At 72.8% G+C, this 13,954-nt stretch carries 14 protein-coding genes and 1 pseudogene; 5 read left to right on the top strand and 10 right to left on the bottom strand.

Annotated elements, in window-relative coordinates; translation table 11 throughout:
* Window positions 1–858: M56 family metallopeptidase (locus DN069_RS37990; protein ID WP_111507810.1), on the bottom strand; the 858-nt coding region annotated here is incomplete at its 3' end.
* A 13-nt stretch (window positions 859–871) separates the two neighbouring features.
* Complete coding sequence (locus DN069_RS37985; RefSeq protein ID WP_111507809.1) at window positions 872–1,258, bottom strand: BlaI/MecI/CopY family transcriptional regulator; 387 nt, start codon at window positions 1,256–1,258, stop codon at window positions 872–874.
* Window positions 1,259–1,356: 98 nt separating this feature from the next.
* Here DN069_RS37985 and DN069_RS37980 point away from each other — a divergent pair, with 98 nt between their 5' ends.
* Both DN069_RS37980 and DN069_RS37975 read left to right on the top strand, forming a co-directional pair.
* The gene (locus DN069_RS37980; RefSeq protein WP_111507808.1) at window positions 1,357–1,992 is read left to right on the top strand and encodes a phosphatase PAP2 family protein; all 636 of its coding nucleotides are present in this window, start codon (window positions 1,357–1,359) and stop codon (window positions 1,990–1,992) included.
* A 124-nt stretch (window positions 1,993–2,116) separates the two neighbouring features.
* Window positions 2,117–2,614 (top strand): hypothetical protein, encoded by a 498-nt coding sequence (locus tag DN069_RS37975; protein WP_207892405.1) that lies wholly within the window; start codon window positions 2,117–2,119, stop codon window positions 2,612–2,614.
* Window positions 2,615–2,683: 69 nt separating this feature from the next.
* Here DN069_RS37975 and DN069_RS37970 read toward each other — a convergent pair.
* Window positions 2,684–3,924 (bottom strand): annotated as a pseudogene (locus DN069_RS37970) (cytochrome P450 family protein).
* 179 nt (window positions 3,925–4,103) lie between these two features.
* A complete protein-coding gene (locus DN069_RS37965; RefSeq protein ID WP_111507807.1) occupies window positions 4,104–5,576 on the bottom strand; it encodes an MFS transporter in 1,473 nt (490 codons plus the stop codon).
* Between the two features lie 128 nt (window positions 5,577–5,704).
* Here DN069_RS37965 and DN069_RS37960 point away from each other — a divergent pair, with 128 nt between their 5' ends.
* Window positions 5,705–6,643: a LysR family transcriptional regulator gene (locus DN069_RS37960; RefSeq protein WP_111507806.1), complete on the top strand. Its 939-nt coding sequence runs from the start codon at window positions 5,705–5,707 to the stop codon at window positions 6,641–6,643.
* Window positions 6,644–6,671: 28 nt separating this feature from the next.
* Here DN069_RS37960 and DN069_RS37955 read toward each other — a convergent pair whose 3' ends face one another.
* On the bottom strand, window positions 6,672–7,472 hold the full coding sequence (locus DN069_RS37955) for an AfsR/SARP family transcriptional regulator (RefSeq protein ID WP_111507805.1): 801 nt from the start codon (window positions 7,470–7,472) through the stop codon (window positions 6,672–6,674).
* Between the two features lie 141 nt (window positions 7,473–7,613).
* Here DN069_RS37955 and DN069_RS37950 point away from each other — a divergent pair, with 141 nt between their 5' ends.
* A complete protein-coding gene (locus DN069_RS37950) occupies window positions 7,614–8,345 on the top strand; it encodes an SDR family NAD(P)-dependent oxidoreductase (protein ID WP_133260186.1) in 732 nt (243 codons plus the stop codon).
* Here the strand turns inward: DN069_RS37950 and DN069_RS37945 are convergent.
* Together DN069_RS37945 and DN069_RS37940 are read right to left on the bottom strand one after the other, a co-directional pair.
* On the bottom strand, window positions 8,332–9,042 hold the full coding sequence (locus DN069_RS37945; protein ID WP_111507803.1) for an HAD family hydrolase: 711 nt from the start codon (window positions 9,040–9,042) through the stop codon (window positions 8,332–8,334). The two genes, DN069_RS37950 and DN069_RS37945, sit on opposite strands and share 14 nt — an antisense overlap.
* Before the next feature lie 33 nt (window positions 9,043–9,075).
* Window positions 9,076–9,753: a ScbR family autoregulator-binding transcription factor gene (locus DN069_RS37940; protein WP_111507802.1), complete on the bottom strand. Its 678-nt coding sequence runs from the start codon at window positions 9,751–9,753 to the stop codon at window positions 9,076–9,078.
* A 122-nt stretch (window positions 9,754–9,875) separates the two neighbouring features.
* Here DN069_RS37940 and DN069_RS37935 point away from each other — a divergent pair, with 122 nt between their 5' ends.
* The gene (locus tag DN069_RS37935; protein WP_165845825.1) at window positions 9,876–10,796 is read left to right on the top strand and encodes a ScbA/BarX family gamma-butyrolactone biosynthesis protein; all 921 of its coding nucleotides are present in this window, start codon (window positions 9,876–9,878) and stop codon (window positions 10,794–10,796) included.
* A gap of 6 nt (window positions 10,797–10,802) precedes the next feature.
* On the opposite strand, the gene DN069_RS37930 is transcribed toward DN069_RS37935, so the two are convergent.
* The 3 genes from DN069_RS37930 to DN069_RS37920 all read right to left on the bottom strand — a co-directional run bounded on the left by DN069_RS37930 (window position 10,803) and on the right by DN069_RS37920 (window position 13,848).
* Entirely contained in the window at window positions 10,803–11,492 is a 690-nt protein-coding gene (locus tag DN069_RS37930) for an HAD family hydrolase (RefSeq protein ID WP_111507800.1), read from the bottom strand.
* Window positions 11,493–11,559: 67 nt separating this feature from the next.
* Complete coding sequence (locus tag DN069_RS37925) at window positions 11,560–12,861, bottom strand: 3-hydroxyacyl-CoA dehydrogenase family protein (RefSeq protein ID WP_111507799.1); 1,302 nt, start codon at window positions 12,859–12,861, stop codon at window positions 11,560–11,562.
* 18 nt (window positions 12,862–12,879) lie between these two features.
* A complete protein-coding gene (locus tag DN069_RS37920) occupies window positions 12,880–13,848 on the bottom strand; it encodes an aldo/keto reductase (protein ID WP_243640325.1) in 969 nt (322 codons plus the stop codon).
* Window positions 13,849–13,954 lie beyond the last annotated feature (106 nt).

Below are 13,954 nucleotides of genomic sequence, written 5' to 3'. Positions count from 1 at the left end.
GCGCTCGGCATCCGCGGCGACGCGGCGGGGGACGGGGCCCGCGCCCCGGAGGCCGTCGCCGCGGATGCCGAGCGCCGTCGCGGGGTTGCGCGAAGGCGGGCCGTGCTTCGCCGCGAGCGCGGCCTTGCCGACAGCGCGCGCCGCACGGCGCCGATCGCCGCACGCGGACGCCGCGGTCTCGTCCGCCCAGCGCTCGACGGTGTAGGCGACCGCCGTGCAGACCGGTCGCAACAGCGGGTTCGCCGCGGCGGCGAGGTGTGCGACGGCGACGAAGGCGTAATGGTGCGCCCGCAGATGCGTGCGCTCGTGCGCGATCAGCACCTCCCGCTCGTCCTCGTCGAGCGCGGCCAGCATGCCCGAGGAGACGACGATCCGGCCGGGACGGCCGGGGTGACCGGGCAGCGCGTAGGCCTCGGGGGCGGGGTCGTCGATCACGACGTAGTCCCCCGCGCCGGGCAGGCAGGCCGCCTCGAAACCGGCCTCGACCAGCGCCCGGACCCGACGCCGCAGCAGCCGCGCCGCCGCCACGGCGACGACGGCGAGCAGCACGGCCGCCAGCGCCGCCTCGGCCTTGGAGACCGGGTCGGCCTGCTGGACCGAGCTCAGCGACCAGTGGCCGAGGAAGGCCAGCAGCGGCACCCGGATCAGGCCCGCCAGAACCAGCACGCCGAGCGCGACGGTGCTGCCGCCCGCCAGGACCACCGCGGAGCCGGCCAGCAACCAGGTCGCGGCGCGCGGCTCCAGCCGGTCGGCGAGCCGCGGTGCGGCCAGGCCGAGCAGACCGGGCAGGACCAGCGGGACGTAGAAGAAGAGGTGCAGGGCGTCCAGACCGGTCGCGAGCTGCTCCAGGTGCACCACGGTCGTCCGCCCCTCAGTCCTGCCGCGCCGGGAGCCGCGCCGGGAGCGTGTCCCGCAGCAGTCCGCGCAGGATCTCCTCGTCGCCGAGCGAGAGGTCGTCGACGAAGCGGGCGAGCACGGCCCGGCGGTCCGGGTCGGCGTCGAGGGCCGCGCGCATCCGCCGGGCGGTCATGCCGTGGCGGTCGGCGATCGGGCTGTAGGCGAAGGCGCGGCCCTGCTTGACGCGGCTGAGCAGCTCCTTGTCGTGCATCCGGGTCAGCACGGTGACGACGGTGCTGTAGGCGAGCGTGCCGCCGAGACGTTCGAGCACATGGCCGGGGGTGAGCGCCTCGGGCGCGGCGGACTGGAGCAGTTCCAGGATCTCCGCCTCCAGCGCGCCCATCTGCCGCCTCTCGTTCATCTTCCGGCCATCTTCCCTTCACCTGCTACGGTCCTGTAGAACTTCGTGCAGCCCGAGTCTGCCACGGCCCCACCACGAACACGAGAGATCCCGGCTTCATGCACTCATACCTGGCCTTCGACGGCTCCGGCATCGACGGCGGCCTCTTCAGCACCATCACCGGTCTGGCCCGGGACACGAAGTGGCTGAACACCCCGATCCACCTGTGGACCAACGCCGGCCTGGTGGTCTTCGCGGTGCTCATGGTCGTCGGGTTCCTGCGCGCCCGGCGCGGCGACACCGCGCGGATGACCCTGGCACTGGCCGCGCCCGTCGCCGTCGCCGTCGCCTTCGCCGTGGCGGAGGTCGCGAAGAAGCTCGTCGCCGAGGTGCGTCCGTGCTACTCGGTGCCGCACGCCTACTTCGTCGACGCCTGCCCGGTGCGCACCGACTACGCGTTCCCGAGCGGCCACACCACCACCGCCGCGGCGACGGTCGCGGCGCTGTGGCTGCTGGACCGCCAGCTGGCCTGGATCGCGACCGGCTTCGCCGTCTTCGAGGGCTTCACCCGCGTCTACCTCGGCGACCACTACCCGCACGACGTGCTCGGCGCGGCGGTGCTGGCACTGCCGGTGGCGTACCTGGTCAGCAAGCTGCTGCTGCGCTACGCCCAACCCATGGTCGCGCGGCTGCGCACGGGCGCGCTGGAGCAGGTGCTGACGGCTCCGCGCCGGGGCGCCCACGCCGCGCGCTGAGCGCCTGCCGGTCGCCCGCGGAGGATCTTCACCGGGCGTGGGGAACCATGGCAGGGGGTTCGCACGTATCCCCCACTGCCGGTTCCTTGCGGTTTCCTGACGGACCGGCGTGCAACGTTCGGCCTTGGGAGTTTCAGTGACCTGCTTCTTCGACCCCTCGCACGGCTACGGCGCGGTCAACGTGGTCTGGCAGCCGCAGTGGGGTGTGCCGCGCCCGGTGCAGACGTGCCAGCAGTGCGCCCAGCGCATCCAGACCACGCCTCCGCCGTTCTACACGCCTCCGCAGGCAGCCGGCTACCCGCAGCAGGGCTACGTCCAGGGCGGCTACCCCCAGCAGGGCGGTTACCCGCAACAGGGCTACCCGCAGGCCGGCTACCCGCAGCAGCCCCGCCAGGGCCACAGCACGGGCGCGGTGGTCGGCGCCGGCGTCGCCGGCCTGATCGGCGGCGCGCTCATCGGCGAGATGATGAGCGACGACGACGGCGACCGCGAGCGCCGCGAGGGCTTCGAGGAGGGCCGCGAGTACGAGGAGCGCCGCGACTTCGACAACGGCGGCGGCTACGACGGCGGCGGGTTCGACGGCGGCTACGACAACAACGGCGACGACGGCGGCTTCTTCTAATCGCGCGCGATCAACCGGGGCCGGGTCACCACGAGGTGACCCGGCCCCGGCCGTTCAGGCCCCAGCCGTTCAGGACGAGGCCGGCGGCCGCAGGCGCAGCGGGAGCGACTGGTGGCCGTTCGAGATCAGGGAGCCCAGTGGCCGCAACTCGGAGACGGGAACCGCGAGTTCGGCGTCAGGGAAGCGGTCGAACAGGATCCGCAGGACGGTCGTGACCTCCAGCCGGGCCAGTGGTGCGCCGAGGCAGAAGTGGACCCCGTAGCCGTAGGCCAGGTGCTCCTTGGAGACGCGGGTGACGTCGAAGGCGTCGGCGGTCGGTCCGTGCCAGTCGGGGTGGCGGTTGGCGGCGGCGTAGGAGGCGAGGATCGCCTCGCCCTTGGCGATGGTCCGCCCGTCGGGCAGGGGGATGTCAGCGACGGCGTAGCGCAGCGGCAGGTGCTTGACCGCGGGCTCCAGGCGCAGGGTCTCCTCGACGACGTCCTTCCAGTCCGCACGGCCGGTCCGGACGTGGTCGAGCTGCTCGGGGTGGGTCAGCAGCAGGGTGACCGCCTGGTCGATCAGGTTGACCGTGGTCTCGTACCCGGCGCTGATCATCAGCAGCAGGGTGTCCCGCAGCTCGGCGTCGGACAGGCCGCGTCCGTCGCCCTCGTCGTCGCGGGCGGCGATGAGCAGGGAGGTCATGTCGTCGCCGGGCTCGGCGCGCTTGGTGGCGATGAGCCGCTCCAGCGCCGCGTACACCGCCACGGTGTTGGCGGTCGCCTGTGCGACGTCGAGGGTGGTGTCGAAGACCGCGTCGACCATGCCGCGGAAGGCCGCGCGCTGGTCGTCCGGGATGCCCATGAGGTGGCCGATGACGGTGATCGGGAGCGGGTAGGCCAGGCGCTCGCGCAGGTCGACGACCTCGCCGGCGGGCAGGACCGCCAGGTCGTCCAGCAGCGCCGTGACCAGATCCGCCACGACCTCGGCGAGGGCGTCGACCCGGCGCGCGCTGAAGGCGGGCGCGATCATGCGCCGCAGCCGCCGGTGGTCGCCGCCGTAGGCGGTGAACATGTTCTCCACCCCCACCCACAGGGCCAGCGGCCAGCTCTGCACGACCTCGGCGAGGCGGGCCAGTGGGCCCGCGCGTCCTTGGAGACGTCGGCGCTGGTCAGCAGCTCCTTGAGGAGCCCGGGATCGGTGACCGACCAGGCGGTGACACCGAGGACGTCGACGCGGGCGACGGGGCCGGAGCCGCGCAGCAGCGCGTGCTCGGCGTGGTGGTCCGCCCCGGCGGGGTCGAGGACGATCGGCGCGGTGGGCTGGTGCGGCATACAGAGATCCCTTCAGGACGACTGACGCTCGATCACTGGTCGCGTTCCTGCTGCGGGCGCCCGCGACGACGGCGAAGTCCCTTGCCGAGGAGACGAGTTGATGTCCGGACGCGGAAAAGGGTCTCGCCCCGGTCCACCCTACGGGGGGCAGGCGGTCCGGGGCGAGAGTTCTGGGGTGGTCAGGCAGCGGTCCTCCTGCGCAGCGCGACAGCTGCCAGCAGCGCGCCGACGAGCACGACGGCACCCGCCGTCACCATGCCGGCGTGCAGGCCGCCCAGCGTCGCGGCGTGGCTGACCACGGAGGCGCCGCCGGACAGGGCCTTGGTGCGCGCCGCGGCGATGGCGCTCAGGCCGGCCACGCCGATCGCGGCGATGTACTGCGGGAGCTGCGAGAGCCCGCCGACGACGCCCTGGTCGGCCTCGGTGACGCCGCTGGTCATCACGGAGATGAAGGAGACCACGCTCAGCACGTGGCCGAGACCCATCACCGAGGAGGTGACCAGCAGCGCCGGCAGACCCGCGTGCTCGGGCAGGGTGAACATGAAGAGCGTGCCGAGGCCCTGGATCAGCAGGCCCGCGCTCAGCACCACCACGCCGGACAGGCGGGCGAGCAGCCGGCCGACCAGCAGACCGCCGATCACCGCGGCGGCGCCCTCACCGAGGTAGCTGAGGCCCGACTGCAGCGAGGAGTAGCCCAGCACGTCCTGCATGTAGAGGCTGAGCAGCACGGTCGTACCGGCGCACATCCCGAAGGTGATCACACCGAAGAGACCGGCCCACTTGACCGTCGGGCGGCCGAGCACGCCGAGCGGGATCAGCGGCTCGGGGTGGCGGCGCTCGACGAACAGGAAGGCCACCAGCAGCACCACACCGCCGATGATCGGGCCGAGCGCGCCCGGGCTGGTCCAGCCCTGGTCGCCGCCGGTGGAGATGCCGTAGACCAGGCCGAAGAGGCCGACCGTGGCGAGCAGGGCGCCGGGGACGTCCATCCGCTTGGCCGCGCCGCTCTCCTGCATGGCCGGCAGGGCGAGGGCCCCGACCACCGCGAGCGCGCCCATCAGGCAGAGCACCACCATGGTCCAGCGCCAGCTGAAGCCGCTGGTGATGACGCCGCCGCCGAGCGCGCCGAGAACGAAGCCGAGCGACATCACGGCGCCGTTCAGGCCCAGCGCGCGGGCCCGCTTCGGGCCCTCGGCGAAGAAGCCCGTCATCAGCGCGATGGCGGCCGGGGCGATCATCGCGGCGGCGGCGCCCTGGCCGACCCGGAAGGCGATCAGCACGCCGGGGTTGCCCGCGAGCGCGGCGCCCAGCGAGAAGACCGTGAACAGCGCGACGCCCAGCGTGAACAGCCGCTTGCGGCCGATCAGGTCGGAGACGCGGGCGAAGACCGGCAGCAGCGAGGCCGACGGCAGCAGGGAGGCGGTGGCGACCCACTGCAGCGTGCCGACCGAGGAGAAGCCGAGGTTCCGGCCGATCTCCGGCAGCGCCACGGTGACGATGGAGAAGTCCAGGCCGCACATGAAGGTGGCGCAGCACAGGGTGAGCAGCACCAGCCACTCGCGGCCGCTGAGTCGTGAGTCGACCGCTGCGGGAGCGGGCGCCCCGACGGCCCGGGCGGCACCGGCCGGGGGCGAGGATTCGGTGAGAGTCATCAGGCGTCCTTTCGATACTGTCGGGCCTTGACCAGCATCGATTCGGCGCATCCCCGCAACAAGAACGATCTGTGGAACGATTGATTCGCTGGGCTCATCGTTCGAGGTAAGGGGGCTGGACGCCGAAGATGGAGAGGCAGGAGATCGAGATCTTCCTCGCCCTGGCCGAGGAACTGCACTTCGGCAGAACGGCGGACCGGGTCGGGGTGTCGCAGAGCCGGGTCAGCCAGACCATCGCCAGACTCGAGCGCCGGATCGGCGCCAAGCTCTTCGAGCGTTCCAGCCGTCACGTGGCCCTGACCGCCATCGGTGAGCAACTGCGGGACGGCGTCGCGCCCGCGCAGCGCCGGATCGAGGAGGCCCTCGCGCAGGCGACGGCGGCCGGGCGGGGCATCACCGGCACGCTGCGGATCGGCTTCTCCGGGGCCTTCACCGGGCATCTGCTGCACCATGTCGCGGGCGTCTTCGGGCAGCGTCATCCGGGCGTGGAGGCGCAGATCCGGCAGGTACAGATCTCCGACCCCTACGGGCCGCTGCGGGCCGCGGAGATCGATCTGCAGGTGAGCGAACCGCCGGTGCAGGAGCCGGACCTGATCCTCGGTCCGCTGCTGCTGTCGCAGGAGCGGATGCTGCTGATGGCGCAGTCCCATCCGTTCGCCCGGCGCGGGTCGGTGAGCGTGGAGGATCTCGCGGACACCACGCTGCTGTCGGTGGCTCCGCCGGTGCCCGGCCACTGGCTGGACCACCACTTCCCGAGCCGGACGCCGTCGGGGCGGCCGATCCCGCACGGCCAGGCCATCACGCACTGGGAGGACGCGCTCTCCCTGGTCCTGGCCGGCAAGGGTGTCACGCCGGTCGCGGCCGCGGGCACGCAGTACTACGCGCGGCCGGGGCTGACGTTCCGTCCGTTCAGCGACGCGCCGCCGATCGAGTACGCGTTCATCTGGCCCACCGACCACGAGACCGCGCGGCTGCGCGCGTTCGTCGCCCTGGCCACGGAGGAGGTCCGGCGCATGGGCGGGCCGAGCAGGGCGCTGGACTCCCTCTGGGCGTCCGAGAGCGGCTGAACGGGGTGTCGCGTCACGGGGTGTCGCGTCAGCGCACGGCGCCGACGGCGGCCAGGTAGCGCTGGTCGGGCTGGTCCTGGAGCATCTCCCCATGCAGTGACCGGATGGACGGCGACGGGGCGATGCCCAGGTCGTCGGCCATCCGGCGGCGCAGCGACTGGTAGACCTCCAGGGCCGCCGCCCGTCGGCCCGACGCGTAGAGCGCGCGCATCAGTTGGGCGTGCAGGTTCTCGTGGTAGAGGTGCTCCTCGACCAGAGCCACGCACGCACCGACGGCCTCGCCGAAGCGACGCGAGAGCAGCAGCGCCTCGATCCGCACCTCGCAGGCGGTGAGATGGTGCTCGTTCAGCACCCGGGCGTGGGCGGCCAGTTGGCTGCCATGCTGGACGTTGCAGAAGGGCGCGCCGCGCCACAGGTCCAGGGCCCGGCCCAGCGCCTCGACGGCGCCGTCGAGCACCCCGCCGTCGAGCCGCTCGCGTCCCTCGGCCACCAGGTGCTCGAACCGGGGCCGGTCGTACTCGTCCTCCGTGAGCCGCAGCAGGTAGCCGTTGCCGTCGGTCACCAGGCGCCGTTCGGCCACCGAGCGGGCGGTGGTGCCCCCCGCCGCGGCCAGGGTCTTGCGGATCGACGCCACGTAGGTCTGCAACGCGGTGGTGGCGGTTCTGGGCGGTTCACCGTCCCAGATCTCGGCCACCAGGGTCGGCACCGACACCCTCCGGTTGGCCCGGGCCAGCAGCAGGGCCAGCACTTGGCGCTGCTTGGGAGCGGTCGGCGTGACGTCCCGCCCCTGCGCGTCCACTTCGATCGGGCCGAGTATGCGGAACTCCACAGCTCCCCCTCATAGCAGATGACTCTCTTTAAAATAGCGAATGTTCTTTATGTTTCCAAGGCCTGCTTCCGGCCGCCCGGAAGGGGTGTTTGACTACGTGTCATGAGAACTGACGTGCGAGACATCGGCGACCGCGTGGTGATGATCACCGGAGCCTCGACCGGCATCGGTGCCGCGGCGGCCCGCCTCTTCGCCGCGCACGGCGCCGCGGTGGTGCTGATGGCCCGGCGCGCGGCCCTGCTGGACGACCTGACCGCGGAGATCACCGCCGCGGGCGGCCGGGCCGCCGCCGCGGTGGGCGACGTCCGGGACGCCGCCGACGTCGCGCGCGCCGTGGCCACCGCCGTCGAGCGCTACGGCCGGCTCGACGCGGCCTTCAACAACGCCGGGCACGTCACCCTCGGCCAGGCGCTGCACGAGATGCCGGACAGCGACTTCGACGCGGTCATGGACGTCAACGTGCGCGGGGTGTGGAACTGCCTGCGGCACCAGATCCCGGCCATGCTGGAGGCCGGTGGCGGCGCGATCGTCAACACCGCGAGCGTGGCCGGGCTGGTGGCCACCGGGGTCGGCGCCCCGTACGTGGCCGCCAAGCACGCGGTGATCGGACTGACCAAGGCCGCGGCCGCCGAGTACGGCGACCGCGGGATCCGGGTCAACGCGCTGGCGGTGGGCAGCACACTGACCGAGATGATGGAGTCGGTGATCGAGGCCGCCCCCGGGGTGGAGCAGAAGTTCTTCGCCCGGGCCATCCAGCAGCGGCTGGCCGACCCGAGCGAGGTGGCTCAGGCGGCGCTGTGGCTGTGCAGCGACGCCTCGTCCTTCGTCACCGGGGCGACCGTCCCGGTGGACGGCGGCGTCATGGCCGTCTGACCGCCCCGACCGGCTCGCGACCGGCCGCCGCCTCGGCGTCCAGCTCGGCCAGCAGCGCGTCGTCGATCCCGTCGAGCGATCCGACGATGTGCCGCACGCCCGCCTGACGCATCAACTCCGCCTGATGGCAGTGCTCGTAGCGGCTGGGGTGCCCGACGAAGGGGGCGCCCAGCCGCGCGGCCTCCTCGGCCACCCGCGCCACGTCGTCGACGAAGAGCACCTCGCCGTGCCGCAGCCCGAAGTGCTCGGTGATCTCGCGCAGTCCCGGGCGGCAGTCGTCGGTGCACAGGTACCCGGGCTCGTCGAACAACTCGGCATACTGCCCGAGGTGTCGGTCGAAGTGCGGCTTGGCCAGGCCGCCGTAGCAGACGGTGCGCAGCCCCGCGGCGCGCAGCCGACGCAGCAGCGCCTCCGCGCCCGCGGTGACCTCCATCGGGTGCTCGGCCAGATAGGCGTCCCGCTCGACGAAGTACGCGTCCAGCGCCTGCTCCCCGGTCAGCTGCTGCGGCACCGCGTCGGCCAGCGCCTGCCCGGCCAGGGCGCGGCGCTGGGAGAAGATCCGGCGCTCCACCTCGGCCGAGTAGGTGCCGCCGCGGCCCACGATGAACCGGTGGATCAGCGGACTGAAGGTGTCCGCGAGCAGCACGCCGTCGATGTTGACGGCGGCCAGTTTCAGTACCCCGAGTCGCGCACTCATGACCTCTCCCCCTGCTTCATGTCCGACTACCCCTCATGTCCCGTTCCCCGTCCGGGCTCCGTCCCGTCCGCTCGCGTCAGCCGCCGCCCACAGCTCCGCCGCCCGTTGCTGGTCGGCCACCAGCCGCCCGGCGGCCTCGGCGGTGGCGATCCCGGGCAGCAGGACCCGCCACATGGCCACCGTGCGGCGCGGCAGGTCCTCGCGCGCGGAGACCACCTGGGCGTACTCCTGCATCCCGGTACAGGCGCCGACCAGGAACTCGGCCAGCTCCCCGGGCAGCACGTGCTCGCGCAACTCACCGCGCTCACGCGCGACTTCGAGGCACTGCTCGAAGCTGCCGGCCCAGACGGTGTACGGCGTCGCGTCGCTCAGGCCGAAGGTGGCCTGCTCCCCGGTCAGCCGCACACCGGCCCGCAGCATCGGGTCGGCCTGCAGCGAGTGCGACCAGATGAGCGTGATGTCCACCAGCCGCTGCAGCCCGATGGACGGCACATGCGGCTCGATCGTGGTGCGCTGGGCGTTCATCACCTCCACCGCGAGGTCCTGCTTGTTCTTGAAGTGGAAGTAGAGCGCCCCGGCGGTCACTCCGGCCCGCTGGAGGATCTTGTTGATCCCCGCACCGGCGTAGCCGTACTCGTCGAAGACCTCCGCGGCGGCCCTCAGGATCTGCTCACGGGTCTGAACTGCACGCTCCTGCTTCGGTGGTGCCACTGCACTGCCCCAGTCTCGACAAAAAAAAGAACGTCCTCTATGTTACTCGACAGATGGCCGCTCCGCCAGCAGGCGTCGACGGCCGCACAGACAGAAACATTCGCGAGCAGGGGGCACGCGCAATGGAACAGACTGTTTTTCGCACCGCCGTCCCGATCCGGGTCGGCAAGGATCTGGTGCACAAGCACGACGCCGAGCAGGTTCTGCTCACCGACCTGGAGCGGATCGGGGCCGACGAGTTCCTGATCCGGGCCGACTGGGGGGAAGCCGGCCGACTGATCCCGTCCGGCGACGGCGTCCAGGGCCACGCGGTCCTGCTCACCGAGACCATCCGGCAGACCTTCCCGCTGCTCTGCCACGCCGGCTACGACGTGCCGTTCGGCGACCGGCTGGTCTGGGACGAGTACCGCTGCGCCTTCGGCCTGGCGGCGCTGCGCAGCGGCGAGGGGCGACCCGAACTGCGGATCGCCTGCCACGACCTGATCCGTCGCCGGGACCGGCTGGCCGGGCTGTCGCTCGACATCACCGTGGAACGGGACGGCGAGCGCCTGGCGAACGCCCACACCCGCTTCACCGTCCAGGCTCCCGCCGTCTATCGGCGGCTGCGCGGACCGCACCGGGACGTGTCCGAGGCGATGGCCGCGGCGCGTCGCCTGCCGCTGCCGCCGCCGGTCTCGGGCGGCAGCGAGGAGTTCCGGGACGCGGTGCTCTCGCCCACCGACGACCCCAGCCGCTGGCAGCTGCGGATCGACCCCCACCACCCGGTCTACTTCGACCACCCGGCCGACCACGCCCCCGGCATCCTGCTGCTGGAGGCGGCCCAGCAGGCGGCCCGCATCCTGCGGCACCCGCGCGCGGGCGTCACCGAGACCATGGAGACCCGCTTCCACCGCTACATCGAGCTGGACTCGCCGTGCTGGGTGCAGGCCCGCCCGCTCCCGGACGACCAGCAGGGGCGCGCCCGCCTGCTGGTGACGATGGACCAGGACGGCGAGCTCTGCTTCACCGCCCTGGTCTCGGTGGCCGACGCGCAGGGGGACTGAACCGGCTCAAGCCGGTCGGCGCACACCGGGGAGCGAGCCGCCGCCCGTCCGGGCGACGTGCTCGGCCAGCACGGTGTCGTCGCCGACCGCCATCGGATGCCCCACCGCGTGCAGCAGGGGCAGGTCCGAGGCGTGGTCGGCGTACGCGAAGGCGTGTTCCCTCGCGACGCCGTACCGCAGCAGCATCTCGCTCGCCAGCCACCCCTTCTCCACACCGATGACCGGACGTTCCAGCTGCCCGGTGTAGTGCCCGGCGACGATCTCCGGCTCACTGCACAGGACCTCCTGGACCTCGAGCAGTTCCGCCAGCGGCTCCAGGGCGGGCCGGAACGATCCGGACACCAGCACCACCACCGCGCCCCGCGCCTGATGCCGGCGGAGCGCGGCCAGCACCGGCTGGTGCAGCAGCCGCCCGCCCGCCAGCTCCTCGGCGAACCAGGCACGGCCGTTGGCCAGCGTCTCGTCCACCGGGCGGCCGGCGAACAGCTGGTAGTACTCGCGGTTGGTCTGCTGCCGGGACACCCCGGCGGCAGACCGCCGGTGCAGGCGCTCCGCGGCCTGCCGGTAGGCCCGCGGGGCCAGGCCGCGGGCCTGGAAGTCGTACTCCAGGAAGCGGAACATGCTCTTGACGGTGATCAGGGTCTCGTCGACGTCGAACATCGCGAGCTCGGCCGCGGGCGCCTTGATGGGCGACACAGTGCCTCACCTTCCTTCGGGTTCTTCCGGTGACTTGGTTGAGGTGCTTGCCTCAGGGGACGTGGACTCAGGCCGGTGCCGGCACGGGCTCGACGGTCGCCACACCACGGGAGGCCAGGAAGGCGCGGACGCCCTTCCCGGCCGTCTTCCGACCGAGATGACGGTGCGTCACCAGCGCTTCGAGCAGCGGCACCGGGGCCGCGGCCCGCAGCTCCGGGTCGACGTGCAGCCGCCACTGGACCTCGCGCGCGACGTCCGCGCCGACGGTGTCGACCAGCCGGACCGGCCCCAGCGGGTGCCCGCCCAGCGACCTGACCGCCGTGTCCAGGGCCGACGGCGTCATGGCGCCCTGGTCCAGCAGGGCCAACGCCCGGTTCAGGTACGGGAAGAGCAGGGCGTTGACGACGAAGCCCGTCCGGTCCCCGCACTCGACCACGGTCTTGCCGAGCCGTTCCACCGCCCCCCGGGCGCGCGCCAGCGTGTGCGCGCTGGTGCCGCCGCTCGGGACCAGCTCCACCAGTGGCATCGCCGCCGCCGGGTTGAAGAAGTGCAGCCCGAGCACCTGTGCCGGACGGTCGGCGGTCTCGGTGCAGTGCCGGACCGAGAGGCTGGAGGTCGAGGTCGCCAGCACGGCGGTCGGGGCGCAGACCCGGCCGAGCTCCGCGAAGAGCCGCCGCTTGACGTCCGGCTCCTCCACCACCGCCTCGACCACCAGATCGGCGGCACCGAGGACCGCGCGGTCCGCCGTCGCGGTCCACCGCTCCAGCACCTGGCGCAGCTCGTCCTCCGCGACGCCGGCACGCTCCAACCCGAAGACCACGGTCTCGGCGGCGACCCGGGCCTTGTCCCGGGTCCGGGCGAGCAGCGCGGTGCGGAAGCCCGCCCGCAGGAAGCTCTCGGCGATGCCGGTGGCCATCGTCCCCGAGCCGACCACCACGACCGAGCAGCCCGGCGCCGCCGTCGGCTCGGTGGCCCGCGACGAGGCGCGGTGGTCCGGTCCGGGGTGGAAGCCGCGTCCTGCGGCGGCCAGCCGGCCCAGGATCGGGGCCGGAGCGAAGGAGTCGTCCTGCTCGGCGAGACGGGCCAGCAGGTCACGGGCGGTGGGCAGGCCGACGGCGTCCAGGACGGCCAACGGCCCCACGGGCCAGCCGCAGCCCAGCCGGACCGCGCTGTCCACCGCCTCGGCGGTGGCGTAGCCGTCGCCGACCATCCGGGCGGCCTCGTTCAGCAGGCCGAGCAGCAGCCCCGCGGCCAGCGGCCCGGCCCGGTCCGGCTCGGGCAGCGCGGCGGCGACGGGATACGCCGCGGCGAGCGGCACCAGATCGGGGTGGACGACGGGACGGGTGTCGGATGTGACGGGCTCGGACATGGATCTCCTCCTACTGGGTCAGTAGCGGCTTCCGGTGGCGGCCGGGGCGGCGTCCAACTCGGCCAGGTCCTGCTCGGTCAGCCGCAGCTCGGCGGCGGCGAGGTTCTCCACCAGGTAGCGGGGCTGCTTGGTGCCGGGGATCGGGATGACGTGGTCGCCCTGGGCCAGCGTCCAGGCCAGCGCGACCTGGGCGGCGGTGGCGCCGTGCCGGGCGGCGACGGCCTCCACCGTGCGGACGATGCGCAGGTTCGCGGCGAACGCCTCGGGCTGGAACCGCGGGTTGCCCGCCCGGAAGTCACCCGGCTCGAAGTCCTCGGTCCCGGCGTAACGGCCGGTCAGAAAGCCCCGGCCGAGCGGGGCGAACGGCACGAACGCGGCGCCGTGGTCCGCGCACCAACCCACGGTGCCGGTCTGCGGGTCGAGCGGCCCCCGGGTCCACAGCGAGAGCTCCGACTGGATCGCCGTCACCGGGTGGATCCGGTGCGCCTCGGTGGCCTCCTGCCGGCCGACCTCGCTCAGCCCGAGGTGGCGCACCTTGCCCTGCTGGACCAACTCGGCCAGCGCGCCCCAGGATTCGGCGAGCGGCACGGCATCGTCGACCCGGTGCAGGTAGTACAGGTCGATGGCGTCCACCCCGAGCCGGCGCAGCGAGGCGTCGGCCGAACGGCGGATGTGCTCGGGCGATCCGTTCCGGCTCAGGTCCCGGGTGGCCAGGTCGTCCACGACGATGCCGACCTTGGTGGCCACGAAGGCCTCCGAGCGGCGCCCGGCGAGGGCCCGGCCCACCAGGCTCTCGTTGTGGCCCGCGCCGTAGGCGTCCGCGGTGTCCAGCATGAGCGGGGCGGCGGCGGCCAGGGCCAGTTCGATGACCCGCACCGAGGTCTCCTCGTCCCGCAGGGACTCGGAGTAGCCCCAGCTCATACCCATGCAGCCGAGGCCGACGGGGGTGACCGCAGAGCCGGTCCTGCCGATGTGCCGGGTGTCCACGCGTGAGCTCCGATCGTTCGAGGGTCGTCGAGGGGGATTCGAGGGGGCGGGGTAGGGATGGTCTCTTATAAACATCTGACGCTGCCGACGAAGGGGGCAGGATAAA

Source organism: Streptacidiphilus pinicola (genome assembly GCF_003258295.1).
Lineage (GTDB): Bacteria > Actinomycetota > Actinomycetes > Streptomycetales > Streptomycetaceae > Streptacidiphilus > Streptacidiphilus pinicola.
This window is presented reverse-complemented; position numbering and strand designations above follow the sequence as displayed.